Source organism: Ramlibacter sp. MAHUQ-53 (genome assembly GCF_052600055.1).
In genome coordinates this window covers 1-21,190 of record NZ_JBQWTS010000011.1, presented here as the reverse complement: position 1 = coordinate 21,190, position 21,190 = coordinate 1, and the positions used below count along the sequence as shown (strand labels likewise).

22 protein-coding genes and 1 tRNA gene are annotated in these 21,190 nt (G+C 69.8%); 9 read left to right on the top strand and 14 right to left on the bottom strand.

Annotation, left to right across the window (positions count from 1 at the left end; all coding sequences use genetic code 11):
• Positions 1-8: 8 nt before the first annotated feature.
• Entirely contained in the window at positions 9-680 is a 672-nt protein-coding gene (locus ACT80S_RS15940; protein WP_377417607.1) for a c-type cytochrome, read from the bottom strand.
• A gap of 73 nt (positions 681-753) precedes the next feature.
• Between ACT80S_RS15940 and ACT80S_RS15935 the strand changes: the two genes are divergently transcribed.
• Genes ACT80S_RS15935 through ACT80S_RS15920 form a run of 4 tightly spaced genes read left to right on the top strand, consistent with a single transcriptional unit; the run spans position 754 to position 3,620 of the window.
• Complete coding sequence (locus ACT80S_RS15935; protein WP_377417605.1) at positions 754-1,596, top strand: AAA family ATPase; 843 nt, start codon at positions 754-756, stop codon at positions 1,594-1,596.
• A 13-nt stretch (positions 1,597-1,609) separates the two neighbouring features.
• Positions 1,610-1,831: a hypothetical protein gene (locus tag ACT80S_RS15930; protein ID WP_377417603.1), complete on the top strand. Its 222-nt coding sequence runs from the start codon at positions 1,610-1,612 to the stop codon at positions 1,829-1,831.
• Positions 1,828-2,436, top strand: a complete 609-nt coding sequence (locus ACT80S_RS15925; protein ID WP_377417601.1) for a GNAT family N-acetyltransferase — start codon at positions 1,828-1,830, stop codon at positions 2,434-2,436. Before ACT80S_RS15930 ends, ACT80S_RS15925 begins: the two co-directional genes overlap by 4 nt.
• The gene (locus tag ACT80S_RS15920) at positions 2,430-3,620 is read left to right on the top strand and encodes a vWA domain-containing protein (RefSeq protein ID WP_377417599.1); all 1,191 of its coding nucleotides are present in this window, start codon (positions 2,430-2,432) and stop codon (positions 3,618-3,620) included. Before ACT80S_RS15925 ends, ACT80S_RS15920 begins: the two co-directional genes overlap by 7 nt.
• 24 nt (positions 3,621-3,644) lie before the next feature.
• Here ACT80S_RS15920 and ACT80S_RS15915 read toward each other — a convergent pair whose 3' ends face one another.
• Together ACT80S_RS15915 and ACT80S_RS15910 are read right to left on the bottom strand one after the other, a co-directional pair.
• Positions 3,645-4,820 (bottom strand): hypothetical protein, encoded by a 1,176-nt coding sequence (locus ACT80S_RS15915; RefSeq protein ID WP_377417597.1) that lies wholly within the window; start codon positions 4,818-4,820, stop codon positions 3,645-3,647.
• A gap of 11 nt (positions 4,821-4,831) precedes the next feature.
• Entirely contained in the window at positions 4,832-5,818 is a 987-nt protein-coding gene (locus ACT80S_RS15910) for a Bug family tripartite tricarboxylate transporter substrate binding protein (protein WP_377417595.1), read from the bottom strand.
• Positions 5,819-5,928: 110 nt separating this feature from the next.
• On the opposite strand from ACT80S_RS15910, the gene ACT80S_RS15905 reads away from it, so the two are divergent.
• Together ACT80S_RS15905 and ACT80S_RS15900 are read left to right on the top strand one after the other, a co-directional pair.
• Positions 5,929-6,690, top strand: a complete 762-nt coding sequence (locus ACT80S_RS15905; RefSeq protein WP_377417852.1) for a GntR family transcriptional regulator — start codon at positions 5,929-5,931, stop codon at positions 6,688-6,690.
• A tRNA-Arg gene (locus ACT80S_RS15900) sits at positions 6,653-6,727 on the top strand. Before ACT80S_RS15905 ends, ACT80S_RS15900 begins: the two co-directional genes overlap by 38 nt.
• A gap of 421 nt (positions 6,728-7,148) precedes the next feature.
• Here ACT80S_RS15900 and ACT80S_RS15895 read toward each other — a convergent pair.
• Together ACT80S_RS15895 and ACT80S_RS15890 are read right to left on the bottom strand one after the other, a co-directional pair.
• Entirely contained in the window at positions 7,149-8,123 is a 975-nt protein-coding gene (locus tag ACT80S_RS15895) for a Bug family tripartite tricarboxylate transporter substrate binding protein (RefSeq protein WP_377417593.1), read from the bottom strand.
• A 50-nt stretch (positions 8,124-8,173) separates the two neighbouring features.
• Positions 8,174-8,953 (bottom strand): glutaredoxin domain-containing protein, encoded by a 780-nt coding sequence (locus tag ACT80S_RS15890; protein ID WP_377417591.1) that lies wholly within the window; start codon positions 8,951-8,953, stop codon positions 8,174-8,176.
• A 129-nt stretch (positions 8,954-9,082) separates the two neighbouring features.
• On the opposite strand from ACT80S_RS15890, the gene ACT80S_RS15885 reads away from it, so the two are divergent.
• On the top strand, positions 9,083-9,997 hold the full coding sequence (locus tag ACT80S_RS15885) for a LysR family transcriptional regulator (RefSeq protein WP_377417589.1): 915 nt from the start codon (positions 9,083-9,085) through the stop codon (positions 9,995-9,997).
• Between the two features lie 21 nt (positions 9,998-10,018).
• On the opposite strand, the gene ACT80S_RS15880 is transcribed toward ACT80S_RS15885, so the two are convergent.
• The 5 genes from ACT80S_RS15880 to ACT80S_RS15860 are packed head-to-tail and all read right to left on the bottom strand — an operon-like array spanning position 10,019 to position 13,956.
• Positions 10,019-10,831, bottom strand: coding sequence for an IclR family transcriptional regulator (locus tag ACT80S_RS15880; protein ID WP_377417587.1), 813 nt, complete (start codon positions 10,829-10,831; stop codon positions 10,019-10,021).
• Positions 10,832-10,881: 50 nt separating this feature from the next.
• A complete protein-coding gene (locus ACT80S_RS15875) occupies positions 10,882-11,811 on the bottom strand; it encodes a DUF6282 family protein (RefSeq protein ID WP_377417585.1) in 930 nt (309 codons plus the stop codon).
• A gap of 24 nt (positions 11,812-11,835) precedes the next feature.
• A complete protein-coding gene (locus tag ACT80S_RS15870) occupies positions 11,836-12,204 on the bottom strand; it encodes a cupin domain-containing protein (RefSeq protein ID WP_377417583.1) in 369 nt (122 codons plus the stop codon).
• A 14-nt stretch (positions 12,205-12,218) separates the two neighbouring features.
• A complete protein-coding gene (locus ACT80S_RS15865; RefSeq protein WP_377417581.1) occupies positions 12,219-12,986 on the bottom strand; it encodes an HpcH/HpaI aldolase family protein in 768 nt (255 codons plus the stop codon).
• The gene (locus ACT80S_RS15860; protein WP_377417579.1) at positions 12,979-13,956 is read right to left on the bottom strand and encodes a Bug family tripartite tricarboxylate transporter substrate binding protein; all 978 of its coding nucleotides are present in this window, start codon (positions 13,954-13,956) and stop codon (positions 12,979-12,981) included. The genes ACT80S_RS15865 and ACT80S_RS15860 overlap by 8 nt, the downstream gene beginning before the upstream one ends.
• 143 nt (positions 13,957-14,099) lie before the next feature.
• On the opposite strand from ACT80S_RS15860, the gene ACT80S_RS15855 reads away from it, so the two are divergent.
• Both ACT80S_RS15855 and ACT80S_RS15850 read left to right on the top strand, forming a co-directional pair.
• Positions 14,100-14,783: an HAD family hydrolase gene (locus ACT80S_RS15855; protein WP_377417577.1), complete on the top strand. Its 684-nt coding sequence runs from the start codon at positions 14,100-14,102 to the stop codon at positions 14,781-14,783.
• Positions 14,784-14,959: 176 nt separating this feature from the next.
• Positions 14,960-16,174, top strand: coding sequence for a Fic family protein (locus tag ACT80S_RS15850; RefSeq protein WP_377417575.1), 1,215 nt, complete (start codon positions 14,960-14,962; stop codon positions 16,172-16,174).
• A 20-nt stretch (positions 16,175-16,194) separates the two neighbouring features.
• Here the strand turns inward: ACT80S_RS15850 and zwf are convergent, their stop codons facing one another.
• Genes zwf through ACT80S_RS15830 form a run of 4 tightly spaced genes read right to left on the bottom strand, consistent with a single transcriptional unit; the run spans position 16,195 to position 20,987 of the window.
• Complete coding sequence (gene zwf, locus ACT80S_RS15845) at positions 16,195-17,670, bottom strand: glucose-6-phosphate dehydrogenase (RefSeq protein WP_377417573.1); 1,476 nt, start codon at positions 17,668-17,670, stop codon at positions 16,195-16,197.
• Positions 17,671-17,693: 23 nt separating this feature from the next.
• Positions 17,694-18,614, bottom strand: a complete 921-nt coding sequence (locus ACT80S_RS15840) for a PfkB family carbohydrate kinase (RefSeq protein WP_377417571.1) — start codon at positions 18,612-18,614, stop codon at positions 17,694-17,696.
• A 49-nt stretch (positions 18,615-18,663) separates the two neighbouring features.
• On the bottom strand, positions 18,664-19,716 hold the full coding sequence (locus ACT80S_RS15835; RefSeq protein ID WP_377417569.1) for a LacI family DNA-binding transcriptional regulator: 1,053 nt from the start codon (positions 19,714-19,716) through the stop codon (positions 18,664-18,666).
• 41 nt (positions 19,717-19,757) lie between these two features.
• Positions 19,758-20,987 carry a hypothetical protein gene (locus tag ACT80S_RS15830; protein WP_377417567.1) on the bottom strand — a complete coding sequence of 410 codons (1,230 nt, stop codon included), beginning with the start codon at positions 20,985-20,987 and terminating at the stop codon, positions 19,758-19,760.
• Between the last annotated feature and the right edge of the window lie 203 nt (positions 20,988-21,190).

Sequence of the window (21,190 nt, the reverse complement as noted above, 5' to 3'; positions counted from 1 at the left end):
GGGGCGCTTCAGCGGAAGCGGCTCTGCGGCTGGACCTGCATCTCGCCCTCGAGCGAGCCGATGTAGGAGGACAGGGCCTTGAGTTCGGCGTTGGTGAACTGCTTGGCGATGCCGGCCATGACGCCGTTGGTGCGGCCCACGACGTTGTTCGGCTCGCCCTTGTAGGACTTCAGGGCGACGAACAGGTAGTCGCTGTGCTGGCCGGCGATCTTCGGGTAGCTGGGATCGATCGGCTTGGAGAAGTTGGCGCCGTGGCAGGAGGCGCAGGCGGCCTTCTGCAGCAGGGCGGCGACCTGGGCGTTCGGCTCCTTGGAGGGCTTCTCGGCCACCGCGGGCTTGGCCTGCTTCTCGTAGTAGGCACCGATCTCGGCCATGTCCTGCTCGGACAGGCCGGCGGCGATGCCGCGCATGGTGGGGTGCTTGCGCTCGCCGTTCTTGTAGGCGTTGAGCGCGGCGACGATGTACTTGGCGTTCTGGCCCGAGATCATCGGCACGCGGTGCACTTCAGGGAAGCTGGACTGGTAGCCAGGGATCGCATGGCAGCCGATGCACATGGCCACCTTGGATTCGATGGTCTTCGCGCCACCGGCCGCGGGGGCGGAAGCGGGCGCCTGGGCGGACGCGATGCTGGTCACGGAAGCGACAGCCAGGGCGAGCAACGAGCGGAGCAACTTGGTCATTTTGCGAAGACAATCGTCGAAACAACCCGCGATTATATGGCGCGGCCCAGGCCGCCCGTTCCGTACTTACGCCATGAAGTTCCAAGGCTCCCAGAACTACGTCGCCACCCAGGACCTGATGCTCGCGGTCAACGCCGCGATCACCCTCAAGCGCCCGCTGCTGGTCAAGGGCGAGCCTGGCACCGGCAAGACGATGCTGGCCGAGGAGGTCGCCCAGGCCCTGGACATGCCGCTGCTGCAGTGGCACATCAAGTCCACCACCAAGGCCCAGCAGGGACTCTACGAGTACGACGCGGTGAGTCGCCTGCGCGACTCCCAGCTCGGCGAGGCGCGCGTCAAGGACATCCAGAACTACATCGTCAAGGGCGTGCTCTGGCAGGCCTTCACCTCGGACCAGCCGGTCGCCCTCCTGATCGACGAGATCGACAAGGCCGACATCGAATTCCCCAACGACCTGCTGCGCGAGCTCGATCGCATGGAGTTCTGGTGCTACGAGACCCGCGAGCTGGTCAAGGCCAAGCACCGGCCGCTGGTGTTCATCACCTCCAACAACGAGAAGGAGCTGCCTGACGCCTTCCTGCGCCGCTGCTTCTTCCACTACATCAAGTTCCCCGACGCCGACACCATGCGGCAGATCGTCGGCGTGCACTTCCCCGGGCTGAAGCAGGAGCTGCTGTCCTCCGCGATGAAGACCTTCTACGAGGTGCGCAACCTCCCCGGCCTCAAGAAGAAGCCCAGCACCTCCGAGCTGCTGGACTGGCTCAAGCTGCTGGTCGCCGAGGACATCCCGCTGGAGGCCCTGCAAAGCCAGGACGACAAGGTGGCCGTGCCGCCGCTGGTGGGCGCGCTGCTGAAGAACGAGCAGGATGTGACCCTGTTCGAGAAGCTGGTGTTCATGCAGCGCAACAACCGCTGAAAGGAGCTGCGCCATGCATCCCCTGCTGGTCGAAGGCCTGTCCGACGCGGTCGGATTCGTGGGTGGCGCCCTGGCGGGCTACTGGGTCGCGATGCTGCTCGGCGTCGACCCGCTGGCCCAGGGCTATGACGCGGTGTCCGTGACCGGCATCGCCCTGGTGGGCCTGGGCGGCGGCATCGGCCTGCACCTGGCGCGTCGCTGGCGCCGGGCACGCGGGAGGAAAGACCCGTCATGAAGGCCCCGGCGCCGCTCGTGCTCGAGGCGCCGCGCCTGCGGCTGGAGCCGCTGCAGCCCGCCCACGCGGCGGACCTCGAGGCCGCGGCGCGCGACGGCGAGCTGTGGAAGATCCGCGTCACCTCGGTGCCCGGGCCCGGCGAGGCCCCGGCCTACGTGGCCACCGCGCTGGCCGGCCAGGCCGCCGGCCACATGCTGCCCTTCGTGGTGCGCGAGGCCGCAGGCGGGCGCATCGTCGGCACCACCCGCTACCACGACATCGTGCCCGCCATCGGGCGGCTGGAGATCGGCTACACCTGGTACGCCCGCAGCGTGCAGCGCACCCATGTGAACACCACCGCCAAGCTGCTGCTGCTCACGCACGCCTTCGAGGCGCTGGGCGCGAAGCTGGTGGGCTGGCGCACCGACAACTACAACTTCGCCAGCCAGCGCGCCATCGAGCGCCTGGGCGCGAGGAAGGACGGCGTGCTGCGCCACCACGCGCCGCGCCGCGACGGCACGGTGCGCGACACCGTGATGTACAGCCTCAGCGCCGGCGAGTGGCCCGAGGTGAAGGCCCACCTGCACCACCTGCTGGCGCGCCACGGGGAGGCCGCCCCATGCTGATCGACTTCTTCTACACCCTGCGCAGCGTGAAGCTCCCGGTCTCGGTGAAGGAATTCCTCACCCTGCTGGAGGCGCTGCAGGCCGGCGTGGTCGGCCCCGCCAGCCAGGACCGCTGGTCCATCGACGACTTCTACCACCTGGCCCGCACCACGCTGGTGAAGGACGAGAAGCACTACGACAAGTTCGACCGCGCCTTCAGCGCCTACTTCAAGGGCGTGGAGCTGATCGCCGACTTCACCCAGGACGTGCCGCTGGAGTGGCTGCGCAAGAACCTGGAGCTGGACCTCTCCCCCGAGGAGAAGGCGAAGATCGAGAAGATGGGGTGGGACGAGCTCATGGAGACGCTGAAGAAGCGTTTCGAGGAGCAGAAGCACCGGCACGAGGGCGGCAACCGCATGATCGGCACTGGCGGCACCTCGCCCTTCGGCGCCTTCGGCTACAACCCGCAGGGCATCCGCATCGGCCAGGACAAGGGGCGCAACCGCAGCGCGGTGAAGGTCTGGGACCAGCGCGCCTACAAGGACTACGACGACTCCCAGGAGCTGGGCACGCGCAACATCAAGGTGGCCCTGCGCCGCCTGCGCAAGTTCGCCCGCGAGGGCGCGGCCGAGGAACTGGACCTGGACGACACGATCCGCTCCACCGCCGCCAACGCCGGCTGGCTCGACATCAAGCTGGTGCCGGAGCGGCACAACAACGTGAAGGTGCTGCTGCTGATGGACGTGGGCGGCACGATGGACGAACACATCCACCGTGTCGAGGAGATGTTCTCGGCGGCGAAGGCCGAGTTCAAGCACCTGGAGTTCTACTACTTCCACAACTGCGTCTACGACTTCATGTGGAAGAACAACAAGCGCCGCTTCGCGGAGAAGTTCCCGACGCGGGACATCATCCGCAAGTACAACCGCGACTACAAGCTCGTCTTCGTGGGCGATGCGACCATGAGCCCCTACGAGATCCTGCAGCCGGGCGGCAGCGTCGAATACAACAACGAGGAGCCGGGCGCGGCCTGGATCCAGCGCCTGACCGAGGCCTTCCCCAAGTTCGCCTGGATCAACCCCGAGCCGCAGGGCGTGTGGCAGTACCGCCAGAGCATTTCCATCATCCAGCAGCTGATGAACCAGCGGATGTTCCCGCTGACCGTCAAGGGGCTGGAGGAGGCGATGCGGCTGCTGTCCAAGTAGGCCGGCCGCCGCACCGCCCGCGGGTCACAGCACCTGCGTCTCCAGCAGTTCCACCGGGTCGCCGTAGCGCGCGGCCATCTCCACCACCTGCGGATCACGCAGCGCGCACAGGAAGCCCTGGTCGATCAGGAGGTTGTCGCCGGCCTTCACGGTGGCGTCCAGCGTGACCAGGTCCACGTGGACCGGCGGCTCCTCCCAGTCGGGCATGGTGCGGCGGATGTAGTCGGCCGGCTTGACCAGGTCGATGCCGAAATGCAGCGCGCCCGGCGCGTTGGAGCCGGCGGGGTAGATGGTGTGGCGCGGCGCCTTGGGGTTGAAGCCGCAGCCGCCGCCCTCGATCATGCGGCCGCCCACCAGCATCTCGCGCAGGATGCGCGCCTCCTCGGACTCGCCCGTGACATGCGAGACGTACTCGCCCTCGAAGTGCACGCCGATGCGCTCGGCGAAGGGCCTGGCGAAGCCCACCGCCCACTGCGGGTACAGCACGCCCGACATCTTCGTGGGCACGGACAGGTCGTTCTTCACCGCGTTGTGGTCCCACAGGTTGGGGCCGTGCGAGGCGAGGTAGTGCACGTAGCAGCCGTCCTCGTCGGCGCCCATGCGGCCGCGCCAGCGGTTGGTCGAGAGCATGTTCTCGCGCATCTCGGGCGTGAAGTGGATGCGGAAGTCGCTGCCGCGCGCATCGGTGAAGTGCAGGTCGAAGGGCACGCCCTTCGGGTAGCGCGACGCGGTGGCGCGGGTGATCTCGCCCACCAGGTCGATCGGGAAGCGCGCCTGCGGCGTGTGCAGCAGGTCCAGGTTGCGGAAGTAGGTGATCTTGACCCAGCGCTGGCCCTGCCTGCGCAGGCCGATGAAGAACGGGTCGATGATGGAGCAGAACCAGGTCGACACCACGAAGGTGGCCTTGGCCACCAGGGCCTTGGCCTCCTCGGGCACCTGCTCCACCCGCGAGCTCGGCTCCATGTAGACGCGCACCGTGGCGCCGCGCGCCTTGGCCAGGCCGGTCACGGCGTCGATCACGCGCGGGTCCAGCAGCGGGTCGGCCAGCACCAGCACGCGGTCGCCCGGGCGGAAGGCGAAGGTGCGGGTGAAGTTGTCCATCGCCGCGAAGAAATGCTTGGTCTCGGTGATGGCCGGGGCCAGGGGCAGCGGCAGGCCGGCGTAGCGGGCGTCGTGGGCGTCGTGGGAAGAAACGGTCATGGCGTCGGTCCTCAATCGAGTTGCGCGCCGGCGCGCTTGACGGCGCCGCCCCAGCGCTCCATCTCGCTGGCGACGAAGCGGGCCAGCTCCTCGGGCGAGGTGGGCGCCGGCTCGCTCGCACGGCTCATGAGCGCGGCCCGCAGCTCGGGGTCGGCCAGCGACTTGCGCACGGCGGCGTTGAGCTTGTCGATGACGGGGCGCGGCGTGCGCGCGGGCACGAACAGCGCGTCCCAGGCGCTCACGTCGAAGCCCGGCACGCCGGACTCGGCCACGGTGGGCAGCTCGGGAAAGCTCTCCAGCCGCTGCCCCGTGCTCACCGCCAGGCCCTTGATGCGGCCGCTGCGCACCTGCGGGCCGGTGTTGGGGACCACGTCGATCATGAAGTCCACCCGGCCGCCGAGCAGGTCGGTCATGGCCGGCGCGCCGCCCTTGTACGGCACGTGCTGCACGTCGATGTTGGCCTGCGCCTTCAGCATCTCCCCGGCGAGGTGCGAGGTGGTGCCGTTGCCGGCGGAGGCGAAGTTCAGCTTGCCCGGTTCCTTGCGCGCCAGCTGCAGCAGCTCGCCCATCGAGTTCACCGGCAGCCCCGGGCGGATCGCCACGATGGCGCCGATGCGGCTGAAGCGGCTCACCGGCTCGAAGTCCTTGCGCGGGTCGAAGCCGGGGTTCTTGTACAGCGCGTGGTTGATCGCGTGCGTGCCGTTGGTGCCGTAGAACAGCGTGTAGCCGTCGGGCGTGGCGCGGGCCGCGGCCACTGCACCCACGTTGCCGCCGGCCCCGGCCACGTTCTCGACCACCAGGGGCTGGCCCAGTTCGCGGGCCACGCGTGTCATGACCAGCCGCGCCAGGGTGTCGCCGCCCCCCCCGGGCGGGAAGGGAACGACCAGCCGGATCGGCTTGTTCGGGTAGTCGGCGGCCGGGGCCTGGGCCCAGGCCCCGGTCATGGCCAGCGAGGCCAGGGCGAGCGCCGCGACACGGCGCCGTCGGGAAAAGGTCATTTGTCTCTCTCCTTGGCTTTCTGCATGCAATCTTTGATGGATTTCGCCATAAATCCTTCGAAGACTAATTATTGCATGCATAAAAGGACCCCCGACTAGAATCCCCGCCCATGGCCAAGCAAATCCACTCCGTCGCCAGCGAGCTGAGGCGGCGCATCGTGTCCGGGCACTACGCCGCGGGCGAGCGCCTGCTGGAGCTGGCCTTGTCCGCCGAGCTCGGCGCCTCGCGCACGCCGATCCGGCTGGCCTTCGAGGAGCTGGAGAAGGAGGGCCTGCTGGAGCGTCTGCCGACGCGGGGCTTCCGGGTGCGGGCCTTCGACCCGCGCGACATCGCCGACGCGATCGACGTGCGCGGCGCACTCGAAGGCATGGCCGCCCGGCTGGTGGCCGAGCGCCCCGAGCGCGGCGCGGTGCTGGCCTCGCTGCGCGAATGCGTGGCCGAGGGGCGCGCCCTGCTCGAGGCCGCCCGGGCCCGGGGCCTGGCGCTCGATGGCCCGGCCTGGATCGCGATGAATGCCCGCTTCCACGCCGTGCTGGTCGAGGCGGCGGACAACCGCGCGCTGGTGTCGGCCCTGGAGCATGTGGCGCGGCGGCCGCTGGCGGGGGCGGCGGCCCTGAGCCTGCACGGCATTGCGCCGCAGCTGGAGTTCCGCTTCATCGAGCGCGCGCAGCGGGACCACGAGGACCTCCTCGCCGCGCTCGAGGCCGGCCAGGGCGCGCGGGCCGAGTCGCTGATGCGCGAGCACGCCTTCCGCAGCCGCGAGAACAAGCGGGCCCTGCTCACGGGCGAGGCGTCGGCGAGCGCCCCGGCGGCCCCTACAATCGGCTCCAGCCGCCGCCGTAGTTCAATGGATAGAACGAGCGCCTCCTAAGCGCTAGATACAGGTTCGATTCCTGTCGGGGGCGCCAGGCTGCCGGCTCCGGCGACCTCTGCTTCCCCTCCCCCCCTCTCCCCCCCTCTCCCCCTCTCTCTCCCCCCTCGCCTCGAAGCCCATTCCCAGGCGGGCGCAAGCCATCGTGAATGGCGCCGGAATTGGCCGGCCATCCAAACGCAAGTCCTTGTCCTCCAAGGATTTTCGGCATGAACCTCAAATTCTCGAAAACATGCCGAAAGACACGGCATGCTTGAACGCTCGGCTGACGCGACGCGGCAATACATCGATGCGGTCGCTGCGTTCGAAGCCTTCGAGGAGGCGCTGAAGGAGGCGGAGCAGGTTCGCGGCAGCACGTACTGGCACAAGGGGCCGGCCACAGGGCCTGGCACCGACTACCGGGTTCGCACCAGTCCCTCGGGCACAGGAGCGGCTCGATGCGCCGGAGGGAGCGGCCTTCAATCCATCTTCAGGTTCGCGTCCTTCACCACCTTCTGCCAGCGGGCGAAGTCGGCGCGGATCTGCGCCGCGAACTCGTCGGGCTTGTTGCCCACCGGCTCGAAGCCGCCGCGCACGTACTTCTCGCGGATCTCGGGCAGCTGCAGCACCGCGTTCACCTCGCGCTGGATGCGGTCGATGATGGGGCGCGGCGTCTTCGCCGGGGCCAGCAGGCCGTACCAGGAGCTGACCTCGAAGCCGGCCAGGCCGGACTCGGCGAAAGTCGGCACGTCGGGCAGCACCGTCGAACGCTTCGCGCTGGAGACACCGATCGCCTTGAGGCGGCCGTCCTTGAGGAAGCCCGCGATGGTGGGCACGACGGTGTAGATCAGGGGGATCTGGCCGCCCGCCACGTCGGTCACCGCCTGGCCGCCGCCCTTGTACGGCACATGCCGCAGCTGCGCGCCCGAGCGGATCGCCAGCAGCTCGCCGGCCAGGTGAGTGGTGGTGGCCGCGCCGGAGGAGCCGAAGCCCAGGCCGCCCTGCTTCTTCGAGTACTCGACCAGCTCCGCGAGGTTCTTCGCCGGCACCGACTGGTGGGCCGCGAGGATCAGCGTCGCGTCGTTCAGCTTGGTGATCGGCGCGAAGTCCACCTGGGCGTCGAAGGGCGCCTTGATCAGGTGCGGGGCGACGACCAGGGACCCGTCGAACCCCATGAGCAGGGTGTAGCCATCGGGCGCGGCGGCGGCCACGGCCTGCGCGCCGATGTAGCCGGAGGCGCCCGGGCGGTTCTCGATCACCACCGCCTGGCCCAGGCGCTCGCCGAGCTTCTCGCTGATGTTGCGGACCACCGCATCGCCGCCGCCGCCCGGGGCGAAGGGCACGATGATCTTCACCGGCCGCTGCGGCCAGTTGTCCTGGGCCAGGGCCACCGCGGCGGCGCCGGCCAGCGCCAGGCCGGCCACCAGTTTCGCGAGCAGGAAGGGAATCCTCATGACGATGTCTCCGTTGTCTTTGTCGTTGTCGTTGGCGCCGCGGGGACGGGTCAGCGGTCCCAGACCTCGTCGGGCACCGGCAGGCCGGCGAGGTCGGCCATCGTGACCGGGCCGTCGGGGGCCGCGCCATGGCTCTCGAGCATCAACATCACCTGCCGCGTGTGCTGCGCGGCGTGCCAGGCGGTGCGCTCCAGCACGTCGTGCATGGGGCGCTGGCCGTAGTAGGTCGGCACGGTGAAATCCAGCGCCGGGTCTTTCGCCTGCTGCTGCGCCCACCAGGCCAGCACGCGATCGCGCACCTGCTCGCCCCAGGCGGCGATGTCTTCGGCGGTCCAGTCGTCCGGCGGCACGTCGTTGAAGCCCTCGAATTTCAGCTCGATGCCTTGGGCCGCCTGCAGGCCCATCTCGGCGACGCGGAAGATGTGGAAGGTGGTGCCTGCCGGCGTGCGGTTGCGGTCGCGGAACACCACGTGCAACTGCGCGGGCGTGAACTGGCGGGTGTAGCGGATGGTCGCATTGAGCACCATCTCCAGCTTGGCGACCAGCTGCGCCGGCGGCAGCGGGTCCATCAGCTTGGTCTTGAGGTCCAGGAACTTGATGACGTCGTTGAAGGACTGGCACAGGGTGTACTTGCCGCCCAGCGCCACGACCGGCACGCTGCGCGCGCCCAGCGCCGCCAGTTCCGCCATGCCGGCGGGGTTGTTGTGGACGTTGATCGACTCGAACTCGATCCCCTGCTTGGCCAGGAATTCCTTGGTGCGCAGGCACGAGGAACACCCCGGCTGCCAGAACACCTTGATGCGGGCCGACGACGTGACGGCTGGGTCCATGCCTTGTCTCTCCTCTGTTTTCTGGATGCCACGATTCTGTGAAGGTGCGCACCCGCGGGAAAGCAGTGGTTGGCGATGCCGCCATCGCCAACCGCGAGGGCGGTCGCAGGGGCGGCACAATCGACGCCCATGCAGCGGCTGGATCCGGTTTCCCTGAAGCTTTTCGTGCGCGTGATCGAGGCGGGCACCATCGCCGCGGCCGCCGACAGCGAGCACATCGCCGCGGCCGCGGTCAGCAAGCGCCTGGCGGAGATCGAGGCCCACCTCGGCACGCAGCTGCTGGTGCGCACCAACAAGGGCGTGGAGCCCACCGCCGCCGGCCTCGCCCTGCAGGCGCTGGCGCGGCGCGCGCTGCACGAGCTGGACCAGATCCCGGTGCAGATGCAGGGCTACGCCAGCGGCGTGCGCGGGCTGGTGCGGGTGTGCGCCAGCATGTCCGCCATCACCCAGTTCCTGCCCGCCGACATCCGCAGCTTCCGCGACCAGTACCCCGGGGTACAGGTGCAGCTGGAGGAGCGCACCAGCACGCGGGTGACGCGGCTGGTGGCCGACAACGCCGCCGACCTCGGCATCTACAACAGCGCCCCGCACGACCCCGCGCTGGCCACCCTGCCCTACCACCGCGACCGGCTGGTCGTGTGCGCGCCGCGCCCCCACCCGCTGGCGGCCCGGGCCTCGGTGCGCTTCGAGGACATCGCCGCCGAGGAGATCATCGGCATGCACACCGGCAGCGCCATCGGCGGCCTGCTGTCGCGGGCCGCGGGGGCGATCGAGCGGCCGCTGCGCATGCGCATGCAGGTCACCAGCTTCGACGCGCTGTGCATGATGGTCCACAACCGGCTGGGGGTGGGGGTGCTGCCCGATACGGTGGCTCGCCGCAATGCCGTCACCCTGGACATCGCCGTCGTGCCGCTGGAGGACGCCTGGGCCCGCCGCGAGTTCACCATCGCCATGCGGCAGGACGAATCCACCCTGCTGGCCGCGCGCCTGCTCGCCAGCCACTTGCAGGCCCGGGCGGCCGCGACCGGCCCGGCCGCGGGCTGACGCAGCGGGACGCGCCGGCGTTCAGGCCGGCGGCTCGGACGAGATCGCCAGGGCGGGAATGCCCCGCGCCTCGTACACCGTGCTGCCCATGAAGCGCGAGAGCGCCGCGGCCACGCCGAGCACGGCGTCGCGCACCGCGGGACCCGGCGGGTCCGCGAGGTGCTGGATGGAGCCCACCACGCTCACGATGGCCACGAGTTCGTCGGGCCCGCGCAGCACGGGGGCCGACAGCACGTTGATGCCGATCAGGGTCTCGTTGGGCGCGGTCTCGTAGAGGTTTTCGCGGATGGCGGCCAGGCGCTTGTCCAGGCGGGTGTGCCAGGCGGCGTCGACCTTCTCACCGGCCAGCCCCGGCAGGTGCAGGCGCAGGATCTCATCGAACTGCGCGCGCGAGGCATAGGCCAGCGCCACCCGCCCCTGCGCCGACTTGAGCGGCAGCGGCTTGTTCCCGGGCTTGACCGAGATGCTCACGAAGCCCTCGTTGGCCACCGAGTCCACCACCAGCGGCGTGCCGTTGATGGGGACGGCCAGCATCGCGCCCAGGTGGGTGCGGCTGCTCAGGTACTTGAGGTAGGGCGCCGCGACCTGGCGGATGTTCGATTCCAGGCTGGCCTTCTCACCCAGCTGGAACAGCTTCCAGCCCAGGGCGTACTTGTCGCTCACCTGGTTCTGCGTGACATAGCCGAAGTGCTTGAGGGAGACCAGGTTGCGGTGGATGCGGGACTTGCCCTCGCCCAGCGCCTGGGCCACCTCGGTCACGCCCAGGGGCACCGAGGAGGCGGCGAGCAGGTCGAGGATGCGGGTGACGAGTTCGACGGATTCGAGCACCGACACGGAGGCCGCTCCCGAATCCTGCTGTTCTGCCTCTCCACCCTTGTCCTGCATCAAAGTCCCACCAGAGTCGCCGCGTTGGTCGAGGTCATTTTACGGACCTCCGCCTCGGTGTAGCCCAGGTCCAGGCAGGTCTCGATCACGTTCTTGAAGCCGTCCACCAGGCCGGGGTTGCCGACCTGGCCGAGGTCCGAGCCGAGGATGGTCTTGTCCACCGTGCCGGCCTGGATCATCGCGTCCAGGTCCTGCGGGTCGTAGAACTTGAACTTCGAGCCCGGGATGAACATGCACATGGAGTGCTCCACGTACACGCCCATGCCGACCAGGCGCTGGATGTCTTCCAGCGTGGCGTCGATCACGTAGGTGGGGTGGTTGCACAGGAGGCGCTGGATGCCGCGCTTCTTGGCCTCCTCGAACAGCGGCCAGATCTCGTCGATGTGCAGGTGGCCCGACGACAGCACCGCGTCGGCCTCGGCGACCAGATCCAGGATCGGCAGCACCTCGGGCAGCAGCTTGCCCTTGCCGTCGGTGACCACCAGCGGCGTGGGCTCGATCATCACCTTCTTGGTCTGCGGAAACTTGTCCTTGAACTGCTCGTCCTTCTTGTGGTGGTCGAGGTGGTTCTTCGACGAGAAGGTGGGCATCCACACCACCTTGGCGCCGAGCTTGAGGCCGTGTTCCACCGCGTACAGGTTGAGGCCGCCGGTGGTGTTGTTCAGGGGCACGCCCGAGAGCAGCGTGACCTTCAGGTGGGAGAACTGCTTGTTCAACATCTCCGTCACCGGGGTGGCGGAGTAGTAGTGGTCCTTGATCAGGAGCGCGCGCACGCCGGCTTTGGAGGCCTCCTGCATGGCCTCGTAGTGGTCGAAGTAGCGCGGCATGACCGAGGGGCCGCTGTGGCAATGCAGGTCGACGGCGCCCTGCACGAGGCGGGCGGACAGGCCCGGGTCGGTCTGGCGCCAGAGGGATTCGGGGCGGTTCATGGGGCGGCTCACTCTCTCGGCGTTTCAGCGGAATTCGTTCTTCTGGTACTCGACCAGGTGCTTGTAGTCGTCGCGGATGGGGGAGAAGATGTCCAGGTTCAGGGCCACCTCGTCGCCCACCGGCTCCACGTAGTGCATCGTGTGCGGCGGCACGCGGACCATGCAGCCCGGCGTCATGCGGAACACCTCGTCGCCCACGTGGTAGTCCATCACGCCCTGCACGCAGATGGCGACCTGCTCGAAGTCGTGCTTGTGCGGGCGCACCTCGATGCGCGGCTGGATCCAGTTCATCACCATGATGAAGTTCTCGCCGCGGTAGCCGCAGCGCTCGATGCCCTCGCGCACGAACTCGCGCGGCAGGGTGTTCCAGTCAAACATTTGCGTGATGCTCATTGCTATCCACTCCTTTATTGGCGGTGCAGCTGCGTGAACTGCGCCATCACCTGCGACGCCTGGCGGGCCAGGAAGGCCTGGTCCGAGGCGACGATGAAAAAGCTCAGGCCCTGGTCGACCCAGCGCGCGGTCTCGGCCACGTCGGTCACGAAGATGCCCAGCGGCTTGCCATGGCGTCGGCAGGCCTCGGCCACTTTGTCCACGGCCTGCACCACCGGCTCGGCGTGGATGTCGGTGCACCCCAGCGAGACCGCCAGGTCGGCGCGCCCGATCAGGTAGCCGGCCACGCCTTCCAGGGCCGCCAGCGCCTCGATGTGTTCGATCGCCTCGGCGTCCTCGATCTGGAAGACGCAGGCCACCTCGGCGTCGGCGCGGCGGATGTGGTCGGCCATGCCGACCTGGCCGTAGCCGCCGGCGCGCGGCGAGTTGGAGAAGCCGCGGCTGCCGCCCACGTAGCGGGCCTTCTTCAGGTCCTCGGCCACGCCCTCGGGGGTGCGGGCATGGGGCACCAGCAGGCCGGTGGCGCCCATGTCCAGGCACTGCAGGAAGGTGCCGGCCTGGGTGTCGGGCACGCGCACCAGGGCGGGCACGCCCTGGGCGCGGGCGGCGAGCAGGCACAGGTCCAGCGCGTCGGGGCTGAAGGGCGCGTGTTCGGCGTCGATCACCACGAAGTCCATGCCCGCGCCGCACAGCACCTCCATGCTCTGGTGGCTGGCGGTCTTCACGAAGGTGCCGGCGAGCCGGTCACCCCGTGCGATCCGCGACTTCAGGGAGTCAGTCAAGCTTCACACCCAGCTGCTTGATGCGGTTGCCCGCGGCGACCTTGTCCTGCTTCAGGAAGGCCTCGAACTGCTTGGGCGTGTCGGCGATCACGGCATAGCCGTACGGGTCCACGTTCTTCTCGGCGAACTTCCTGTCGTTCAGCACCTTGGTCAGGTCGCGGTGCAGCTTGTCGACCACGTCGGCCGGCGTGCCGGCGGGGGCGGCGATGGCCAGGTACAGGTTGGAGACCACGTTCGGGTAGCCCTGCTCGGCGTAGGTGGGCACGTCGGGCAGCGCCTTGGCGCGCTGCTTGCCGGCGATGGCCAGCACCTTCACCTTGCCCGAGGGCAGCTGGGCCATCGCGGCGCTGGCACCGGCGATCAGGGCGTCGATGTTGCCGCCCAGCAGGTCCTGCATGGCGGGGGCGATGCCCTTGTACGGCACGTGGTTCATCTTGAAGCCGGCTTCCTGCTTCAGGCTTTCCATGGCCAGGTGGGTGGTGCCGCCGGCGCCTGCGGAGCCGTAGTTGTGCTTCTCGCCCTCGCGCTTCATCAGGGCCACGAAGTCCTTCAGCGTCTTGACCGGCAGGTCGGCGCGCACGATCAGGACCATGTTGAACTCCACCGCGCGGGTGACCGGCACCAGGTCCTTGTCGGCGTTGTAGGGGAGCTTGGAATACAGGAAGGCGTTCTGCGTGAACAGCGCGTCGCTGCCCAGGATCAGGGTGTAGCCGTCGGCGGGCGACTGCACCAGCGCGCTGGCGGCCACGATCTCGTTGGCGCCGGCGCGGTTGTCGATCACCAGGTTCTGGCCCCAGAGCTTGCCCAGTTCCTCGGACAGGCCGCGCGCGAAGTTGTCGACCGGCGCGCCCGCCGGGTAGGGCACCAGCAGCTTCACGGGCTTGGTGGGGAAGGCCTGCGCCTGGGCCACGGCCATGCAGGCCGACAGTGCGACGCCCATCAGCGCGCGGATCCAGTGGGTCAATTTCATCTCCTGCTCCTTCGGGTGATCTGTTCCGATTAATGGAACGGATTCTCGATGAAAGGAACAGAAAAAGGACAAGGGTTAACCCTTAGTCATCCGCTGGCGAGGCGCGCCGTGGTCGAATACCGGGCTCGCCCGCCCCCGACCCCATGACCCTGCCGCTGCCCCCCACGCTCCCTTCCGTCGACGCCGTGATCTTCGATGCCGACGGCACCCTGGTCGACAGCGAGACGCCCGGCCTGGAGGTGCTGCATGCGCATGCCTTGGCGCTGGGCGTGCGCTTCGAACCCGGCGAAGGGGTGGAGACCTGGCGCGGCCGGCCCATGCCCGACGCGCTGGCGGAGCTGGCCCGCCGCCTCGGCCGGCCGCTACCCGCCGACTTCGAAGCCGTGATGCGCGCCGCCATGGCCGACCGCTTCCGCGAGGGCCTGCTGGCCATGCCGGGCGCGCAGGCGCTGCTGGAGGCGCTGCAGGCGCAGCACACGCCCTTTTGCGTGGCCACCAACGGGCCGCGACCCAAGGTCGAATTGACGCTGTCGCTGACCGGCCTGCGTGGCTACTTCGGCGAGCACGTGTACTGCGCCTACGAGGTGGGCCTGTTCAAGCCGGACCCGGGCCTGTTCCTGGCCGCGGCGCAGGCGCTGGGGGCGCAGCCCGCGCGCTGCGTGGTGGTGGAGGACAGCCCGCCCGGCATCGCCGCCGGCCTGGCCGCGGGCATGCGGGTGTACGCGCTGCGCTCGCCGATGGTGGAGGCGCTGCAGGCGCACCCGCGGCTGCGGGTGGTGGAGGGGCTGGAGGACCTGCGGCGCGAGCCGTGGATGGCCACGCGCTGACACGCTAGGGTGTGTCATCGGATCGACGGGCAGGGAGATGGCCGTGTCGGGACGGGCGCGAAATGCACTCTGGCGACCTCGAGGCTGCCTACAACATGGGGGCTTGTCGCCCATCATATTAAAGGCTGCATATCATATGGAGCCTGATTCACCCCCTGTTAAAGGCACCGTCCAACATGGCGACCGAAGAAGAGGCCATCACGCCGCAGGCACGAGCGGGCCGCTACATCCGCCAGCCGACCGGCTACCGTGCGTTCATGCCGGCCCCCTTGCCGCCGCAGCCGCCGCTGAACCTGGGGGGCGAGATCGCGGCCTTGTTGTCCACGGCCGACCGGGCACTCGGTCGCCTCGATGGATCGGTCCTGACGCTTCCGAATCCCGATCAGTTCGTCTTCATGTACGTGCGCAAGGAAGCCGTGCTTTCAAGCCAGATTGAGGGCACGCAGAGCTCCTTGCAGGACCTGCTTTCTGCCGAAGCACAGTTGTTCGATCTCGGGTTGCCTCGTGACGTGGACGAGGTCCTGAACTATGTCCGGGCGATGAACCATGGCCTGGCTCGCTTGGCCGAGCTGCCGGTGTCGGTGCGCCTGATTCGCGAGATTCATGCCCAGCTGATGCAAGGCGTGCGAGGAGGCCAGCTGCAACCGGGCGAACTGCGCACCAGCCAGAACTGGATCGGCCCGGCGGGCTGCACCCTGGCCACAGCGTCCTTTGTCCCGCCGCCGCATCACGAAGTGCCGCAAGCCCTGGGCGACCTCGAGCGGTTTCTCCACACCACCGACACCCTGCCGCCGCTGATCAAGATCGCGCTGGCCCATGTGCAGTTCGAGACGATCCACCCCTTCCTGGATGGCAACGGCCGTGTGGGACGACTGCTCATCACCTTCTTGTTGACCGAGTGCGGCGTGCTGCACAAGCCCGTGCTGTACCTGTCGCACTATTTCAAGCAGCATCGCCAAGCCTATTACGACCACCTGCAGGCCGTGCGTGAACGCGGCGACTGGGAGGGGTGGCTGGCGTTCTTCCTGCGCGGTGTCATCGCGGTGGCCGGGGAAGCCGCAGGCACCGCGCGGCACATCCTTCAGCTACGTGAACAGCACCGCGCGACGATCACCGAGCACCTGGGCCGCGTGGCAGGCAATGGCCACCGGGTGCTGGAGTCCCTGTTCGATCGGCCCATCGTGTCGGTGGCCGACGTGCAGCAGCAGACGACGACCACCTTCGCTGCGGCCAACACCTTGGTGGCGCGCCTGGTGGAACAGGGCATCTTGCAGGAGATGACGGGCTACGCCCGCAACCGGCGATTCCGGTACGCGCCCTACATCGCCCTGTTCAATGACACGCATCCGGCCTCTCCTGCCGCAGGATCATCGACTGATCGCGCGCCCTGAATGGTCGGTACGCATCTCGATCAATGCGCCTCGGCCCACTCCCCGCCGTCGCGCGCCACCAGCGCCGAGGCGGCGGCCGGGCCCCAGCTGCCCGCGGCGTAGGGCTTGGGCGCCTCGCCGGCCTGCTGCCAGCCCTCGAGGATCGGGTCGGCCCAGCGCCACGCGGCCTCCAGTTCGTCGCGGCGCATGAAGTGGGTCAGGCGGCCCTTGATCACGTCGATCAGGAGGCGCTCGTAGGCCTCGGCGCGCCGCTGCGTGAAGGCCGACTGCAGGTCCAGGTTCAGGTACACCGGGCGCATCTTCATGCCCGAGCCCGGCTCCTTGGCCATCATTTGCAGCTTGATCGACTCCTCCGGCTGCAGCGTGATCACCAGCCGGTTCGGGTGAGCCGCGGCCGGCTGGTCGGCGAAGACCGAGAAGGCCGGCGGCGCGAACTCGATGATGATCTCCGAGTGCCGCCGCGCCATGCGCTTGCCGGTGCGCAGGTAGAAGGGCACGCCGGCCCAGCGCGGGTTGTCCACGTAGGCGCGCAGGGCCACGAAGGTCTCGGTCTGGCTGTCGGCCGGCACGCCCGCCTCCTGCAGGTAGCCGGGCACGTCCTGCCCCGCCACGGAACCCGCCACGTACTGGCCCCGCACCGTCTCGCGCTGCAGGTCGGCCGGGCCGATGCGGCGCAGCGAGCGCAGCACCTTGAGCTTCTCGTCGCGCACGTCGTCCGGGTCCAGCGAGATCGACTGCTCCATCGCCACGATGCAAAGCAGCTGCAGCAGGTGGTTCTGCACCATGTCCCGCATGGCGCCGGTGTGGTCGTAGAAGCCGGCGCGCGTGCCCACGCCCACCGTCTCGGCCACCGTGATCTGCACGCTCCTGATGAAGGGCGCGCGCCACAGCGGCTCGAACATCGCGTTGCCGAAACGCAGCACCATCAGGTTCTGCACCGTCTCCTTGCCCAGGTAGTGGTCGATGCGGTAGATCTGGCGCTCGTCGAAGTGGCGCGCCACCGACTCGTTGATCGCCTGCGCCGAGGGCAGGTCGTGGCCCAGCGGCTTTTCCAGCACCACCCGGGCGGCGGCGTCGACCAGGCCGGCCGCGTCCAGGTGGCCGGCGATGGCGGTGAACAGGCTGGGCGCGGTGGCCAGGTAGAAGATGCGGGTGGCGCCCTCGCGGCAGGCGGCCTTCAGGCGCGCATAGCCCTCGGGCTGGCTGGCATCCAGCGGGACGAAGTCCAGCCGCTGGAGGAACTGGGCCCAGGCCTGCGGCTGCAGCGCCCCGGCCTCGACGCAGGCGCGCGCCTTCTCGTCGACGAAGGCCTGGTACTGCTCGCGGGTCCAGGCGTGGCGGCCCACGCCGAGGATGCGGCAGGCGCCGTCGAGGCGGCCATGCAGGTCGGCCATGTACAGCGCGGGCAGCAGCTTGCGCCAGGACAGGTCGCCGGCGCCGCCGAAGATGACGATGTCGTGGGCGGACATGGGCGTGGGGGTGGGGATGGCAGTCATGGAGGCAAAGGGGTCGGGGCGGGTCAGTCGAGGGCGGCGCGCAGTTCGGCCCGCGTGGGCGGCTGGCAGCCCTTGCGGGTGCAGTTGAGGGCGGCGGCGGTCATGGCGCGGCGCAGGGTGGCGTCCACGCGGGCGGCGGCGTCGCCGCCTTCGGCCCAGTCGGCCAGGCAGCTGCCCCAGAAGGTGTCGCCGGCGCCCACGGTGTCGACCACGGCCACGGCGGGCGCGGGGGCGGCGGCCTCGCGGCCCTCCACCCACAGGCTCGCGCCCTGGCCGCCGAAGGTCAGCGCCACGCGGCGGTTGGCGGGCGCGGCGAAGCGCTCGCGCACGGCGGCGGCCGTGGCCGGCGATGCATCGGAGAAGCCCAGGAAATGCAGGTCCTCGTCGCTGGCCTTGACCCAGTCGGCCAGGGCCACGGCCTGCATCACCGCGGCGCGGTAGGCGGCGGCATCGCCGGCCAGGCGCGGGCGCAGGTTCACGTCCAGGCTCACCGTCCAGCCCAGGTCGCGCGCGCCGCGCATCACGGCCAGCGCCTTGTCGCTTTCGGGCGGCACCAGCATCAGCGAGCCGGTGTGCAGCACGCCCACCGGCAGCGCGCGCAGCTGCGCCAGCAGGGCGCCGGGCTGCCAGTCGCGGTCGGCCACGCCCTCGCGGTAGAAGCCGTAGGCGGGCTGGCCGCCGGCGCCGAGGGTCACCACGGCCAGCGCCGTGGGGCAGGCGCTGGGCGCCCGCAGCACCTGCACGCCGTCGGCTTCGGCCTGCGCGCGCAGGCGCTGGCCGAAGCTGTCGCTGGAGAAGGGCGAGAGGTAGCCGGCCGGCGCGCCCTGGCGCGCCACCGCGCGGGCAAGGTTGAAGGGGCTGCCCCCCATCAGGGGCAGCAGGGTGCCATCGGGCTGGGTGAGGCAGTCCATCAGGGCTTCACCGAGCACCAGGGTGGAGAGCATGCGAGGGTCCTTGGAGGCAGGGCGCGCCGCGGCGGGCGCGCGGGATTTGTCAGGAGGCAGCGATCACCGGCGCGGTCGAGCCGCGCAGCACCAGCGAGGTGGGCAGCACGCGCGACTCCACCGGCTCGCCCGCCAGCAGGGCGAGCATGCACTCCACCATCGCGATGCCGGCCTGGTCGATCGGCTGCTTGATGGTGGTCAGCGGCGGGTCGCCGTGCGAGGCGGCCTCGACGTCGTCGTAGCCGACCACGCTCACGCCCTGGGGCACGCTGAAGCCCTGGCCGCGCAGCAGGCCGATGGCCGTCATCGCGATCAGGTCGGAGGTGGCGAATACCGCGTCGAACGGCACGCCGCGCGCGAGCCAGGCCTGCATCTCGGCGCGGGCCTGTTCGGCGGTGAAGGGCGCGGGAATGTGCAGCGCCGGGTCGGGCTCCAGGCCGGCGGCGCGCAGCGCCTCGGCGTAACCCTGGTGGCGCAGCGCCACCTCGGGCAGCTGGGTGTCGCCCATGAAGGCGATGCGCCGGCGGCCCCGCGAGAGCAGGTGCTGGGTGGCGAGGCGGCCGCCCGAGATGTTGTCGCCGCCGACGGAGCAATAGAACTGCCGGGGCAGCTGCGCGCCCCAGACCACCAGCGGCACCTGGCGCATGGCCAGGGCGTTGAGCTGGTCGTGGTGGCCCCACTGGCCGATCACCATCACGCCGGCGGCGCGGCCGCTGTCGTAGAGGGCGGCCATGCCGTCGAGGTGCTCGGCATCGACGCGCGAGACCAGCATGTCGTAGCCGCGGTCGGTGAGCGCGTCGGCCAGCGAACCCAGCATGCCCAGGAAGAAGGGGTCGGAGATGTGCTGGCGGGTGCGGCTGTCGAACGGGATCACCATGCCGATGGTGCGGTTCTCGCCCAGGCGCAGGTTCTTCGCGCCGAGGTTGACCGTGTAGTTCAGCGCCTTGGCCAGCTCGCCCACGCGCTGGCGCGTCTCCTCGTTGATCAGGGGACTGCCGTTGAGGGCGCGCGAGACGGTGGACGTCGACACCCCCGCCAGGCGGGCGATGTCGGCCATCTGGACGCGGCGGCTGCCGCGCGGGGAGGGTCGACTGGCTGTCATCGGGTCGGGGCGATCTGCCATGGGCTTCGCCGATTCTGGCATCAACGCTCCTGGACCCGCAGCAGCCAGAGGCTGGCGAGTTCGACGGCCGAGGGATCGCCCTGGACCGCCTGGAAGGCGGCGCGGGCCTGCGGCACCTGGCCGGCCTTGAACAGGCTGATGGCGTGGTGCAGCCGCAGCTCGGCCTCGCGGCGGTTGCCGCCCGCGGCCAGCGCGCGCGCGTAGGCCGCGTTCGCGCGGGCCCACTGCTGCCGGGAAGCCAGCACCTCGGCCAGTTCGGCCTGCGCCGTCGGGTCCGCCTCGGCTTTCTCCAGGGCGGGCAGGCCCTTGTCGTCCTCGGCGGCGCGGCGCGCGGCTTCGGCACGCAGGCGCTGGTGGCTGGCGGCCTCGGCGCCGGTGCCCAGCACCTTGCTGGCAAAACCGGCGTCGAGCACGCGCAGGGCCTGCGCGGGCAGGCCGGCCTTCAGGGCCAGGCCGGCCATGTAGGCGATGTCGTCGGCCTCGTCGAGGCCGCCCACCTCCTCGAGCAGGCGGTAGACGTCCAGCTCCAGGCGCGGGTTGAAGTCCGGCAGGTTGCGCACGCGCGAGAGCAGGTCGCCCCAGTAGTCCGGGGTCGGGAAGCGGGCCACCAGCTGCTTGAGGGCGCGGTAGTAGCCGGCGTCGTCCTTCAGCTGGCGGTAGCTCGCGGCCATCACGCGCAGCTCGCGCTCCGAGGGCGCGGGCACCGCACCGCCCGCGGCGACCAGGTCCTCCACCGCCTTGGCGGCGGCGGCATGCTGGCCCTGCAGGGACAGGGCCTGGAGCATGGCCAGGCGCACGCTGGGGTGGGTGCCGCCGGCGGCCAGGTAGCCCTGGGCAGCACGCACCAGGCGCGGGTAGTCCTTCAGGCGCGTGGCCACGTCCACCTGCGCCTGCAGGAAGCTGGCGCGCTCGGCGGCGGGCAGCGAGGCGTTCGAACCGAGGAATTCCAGCGCCGGCAAGGCCACGTCGTCCTGCCTGGCGGTGAGGGCCGCGACCGCGACCATCCGCTCGACCCACACGCGCTCGGCGGGCGTCAGGCCCGCGACGTCGCGCGCCTGGCGCGCCAGCGCCAGCGCCTCGGCGGGCTGGTTGTTCTTCAGGGCCTCCTGGGCTGCGGCCAGCGGCCTGGCCAGCTCGGCGCGCAGCGCGGCCTGCGGGGCCGGCTGCGCCTGCGCACCGCACCAGAAGGACGCGAGCACCACGCCCAGGGCCAGGGGGCGCAGCAGCCAGCGTCGGTGTCGAATCGTCATGGGGCAACCCTCAAAAAAAACCGACTCGGGCGAGTCGGCAAATACGGACCTTGGAGAGAAAACCTGTCAATCGTGTTCAGTTGACGAACTGCTCGGTGCCCACGATGCCCAGCTTGTTGAGGCCATTGCGCTGGGCCGAGGCGAGCACGCCGGCGGTGGCCTCGTACTTCGCCTTGGGGTGCGAGCGAATGTGCAGCTCGGGC

Excerpts from the sequence above, each read along its gene's own strand:
- ACT80S_RS15930 (WP_377417603.1), top strand. The coding sequence starts at position 1,610 with ATGCATCCCCTGCTGGTCGAAGGCCTGTCCGACGCGGTCGGATTCGTG.
- ACT80S_RS15890 (WP_377417591.1), bottom strand. The coding sequence starts at position 8,953 with ATGGACCCAGCCGTCACGTCGTCGGCCCGCATCAAGGTGTTCTGGCAG.
- ACT80S_RS15895 (WP_377417593.1), bottom strand. The coding sequence starts at position 8,123 with ATGAGGATTCCCTTCCTGCTCGCGAAACTGGTGGCCGGCCTGGCGCTG.
- ACT80S_RS15850 (WP_377417575.1), top strand. The coding sequence starts at position 14,960 with ATGGCGACCGAAGAAGAGGCCATCACGCCGCAGGCACGAGCGGGCCGC.
- ACT80S_RS15940 (WP_377417607.1), bottom strand. The coding sequence starts at position 680 with ATGACCAAGTTGCTCCGCTCGTTGCTCGCCCTGGCTGTCGCTTCCGTG.
- ACT80S_RS15920 (WP_377417599.1), top strand. The coding sequence starts at position 2,430 with ATGCTGATCGACTTCTTCTACACCCTGCGCAGCGTGAAGCTCCCGGTC.
- ACT80S_RS15905 (WP_377417852.1), top strand. The coding sequence starts at position 5,929 with ATGGCCAAGCAAATCCACTCCGTCGCCAGCGAGCTGAGGCGGCGCATC.
- ACT80S_RS15870 (WP_377417583.1), bottom strand. The coding sequence starts at position 12,204 with ATGAGCATCACGCAAATGTTTGACTGGAACACCCTGCCGCGCGAGTTC.
- ACT80S_RS15830 (WP_377417567.1), bottom strand. The coding sequence starts at position 20,987 with ATGACGATTCGACACCGACGCTGGCTGCTGCGCCCCCTGGCCCTGGGC.
- ACT80S_RS15935 (WP_377417605.1), top strand. The coding sequence starts at position 754 with ATGAAGTTCCAAGGCTCCCAGAACTACGTCGCCACCCAGGACCTGATG.
- ACT80S_RS15840 (WP_377417571.1), bottom strand. The coding sequence starts at position 18,614 with ATGCTCTCCACCCTGGTGCTCGGTGAAGCCCTGATGGACTGCCTCACC.
- ACT80S_RS15915 (WP_377417597.1), bottom strand. The coding sequence starts at position 4,820 with ATGACCGTTTCTTCCCACGACGCCCACGACGCCCGCTACGCCGGCCTG.
- ACT80S_RS15885 (WP_377417589.1), top strand. The coding sequence starts at position 9,083 with ATGCAGCGGCTGGATCCGGTTTCCCTGAAGCTTTTCGTGCGCGTGATC.
- ACT80S_RS15835 (WP_377417569.1), bottom strand. The coding sequence starts at position 19,716 with ATGACAGCCAGTCGACCCTCCCCGCGCGGCAGCCGCCGCGTCCAGATG.
- ACT80S_RS15855 (WP_377417577.1), top strand. The coding sequence starts at position 14,100 with ATGACCCTGCCGCTGCCCCCCACGCTCCCTTCCGTCGACGCCGTGATC.
- zwf (WP_377417573.1), bottom strand. The coding sequence starts at position 17,670 with ATGACTGCCATCCCCACCCCCACGCCCATGTCCGCCCACGACATCGTC.
- ACT80S_RS15875 (WP_377417585.1), bottom strand. The coding sequence starts at position 11,811 with ATGAACCGCCCCGAATCCCTCTGGCGCCAGACCGACCCGGGCCTGTCC.
- ACT80S_RS15860 (WP_377417579.1), bottom strand. The coding sequence starts at position 13,956 with ATGAAATTGACCCACTGGATCCGCGCGCTGATGGGCGTCGCACTGTCG.
- ACT80S_RS15910 (WP_377417595.1), bottom strand. The coding sequence starts at position 5,818 with ATGACCTTTTCCCGACGGCGCCGTGTCGCGGCGCTCGCCCTGGCCTCG.
- ACT80S_RS15925 (WP_377417601.1), top strand. The coding sequence starts at position 1,828 with ATGAAGGCCCCGGCGCCGCTCGTGCTCGAGGCGCCGCGCCTGCGGCTG.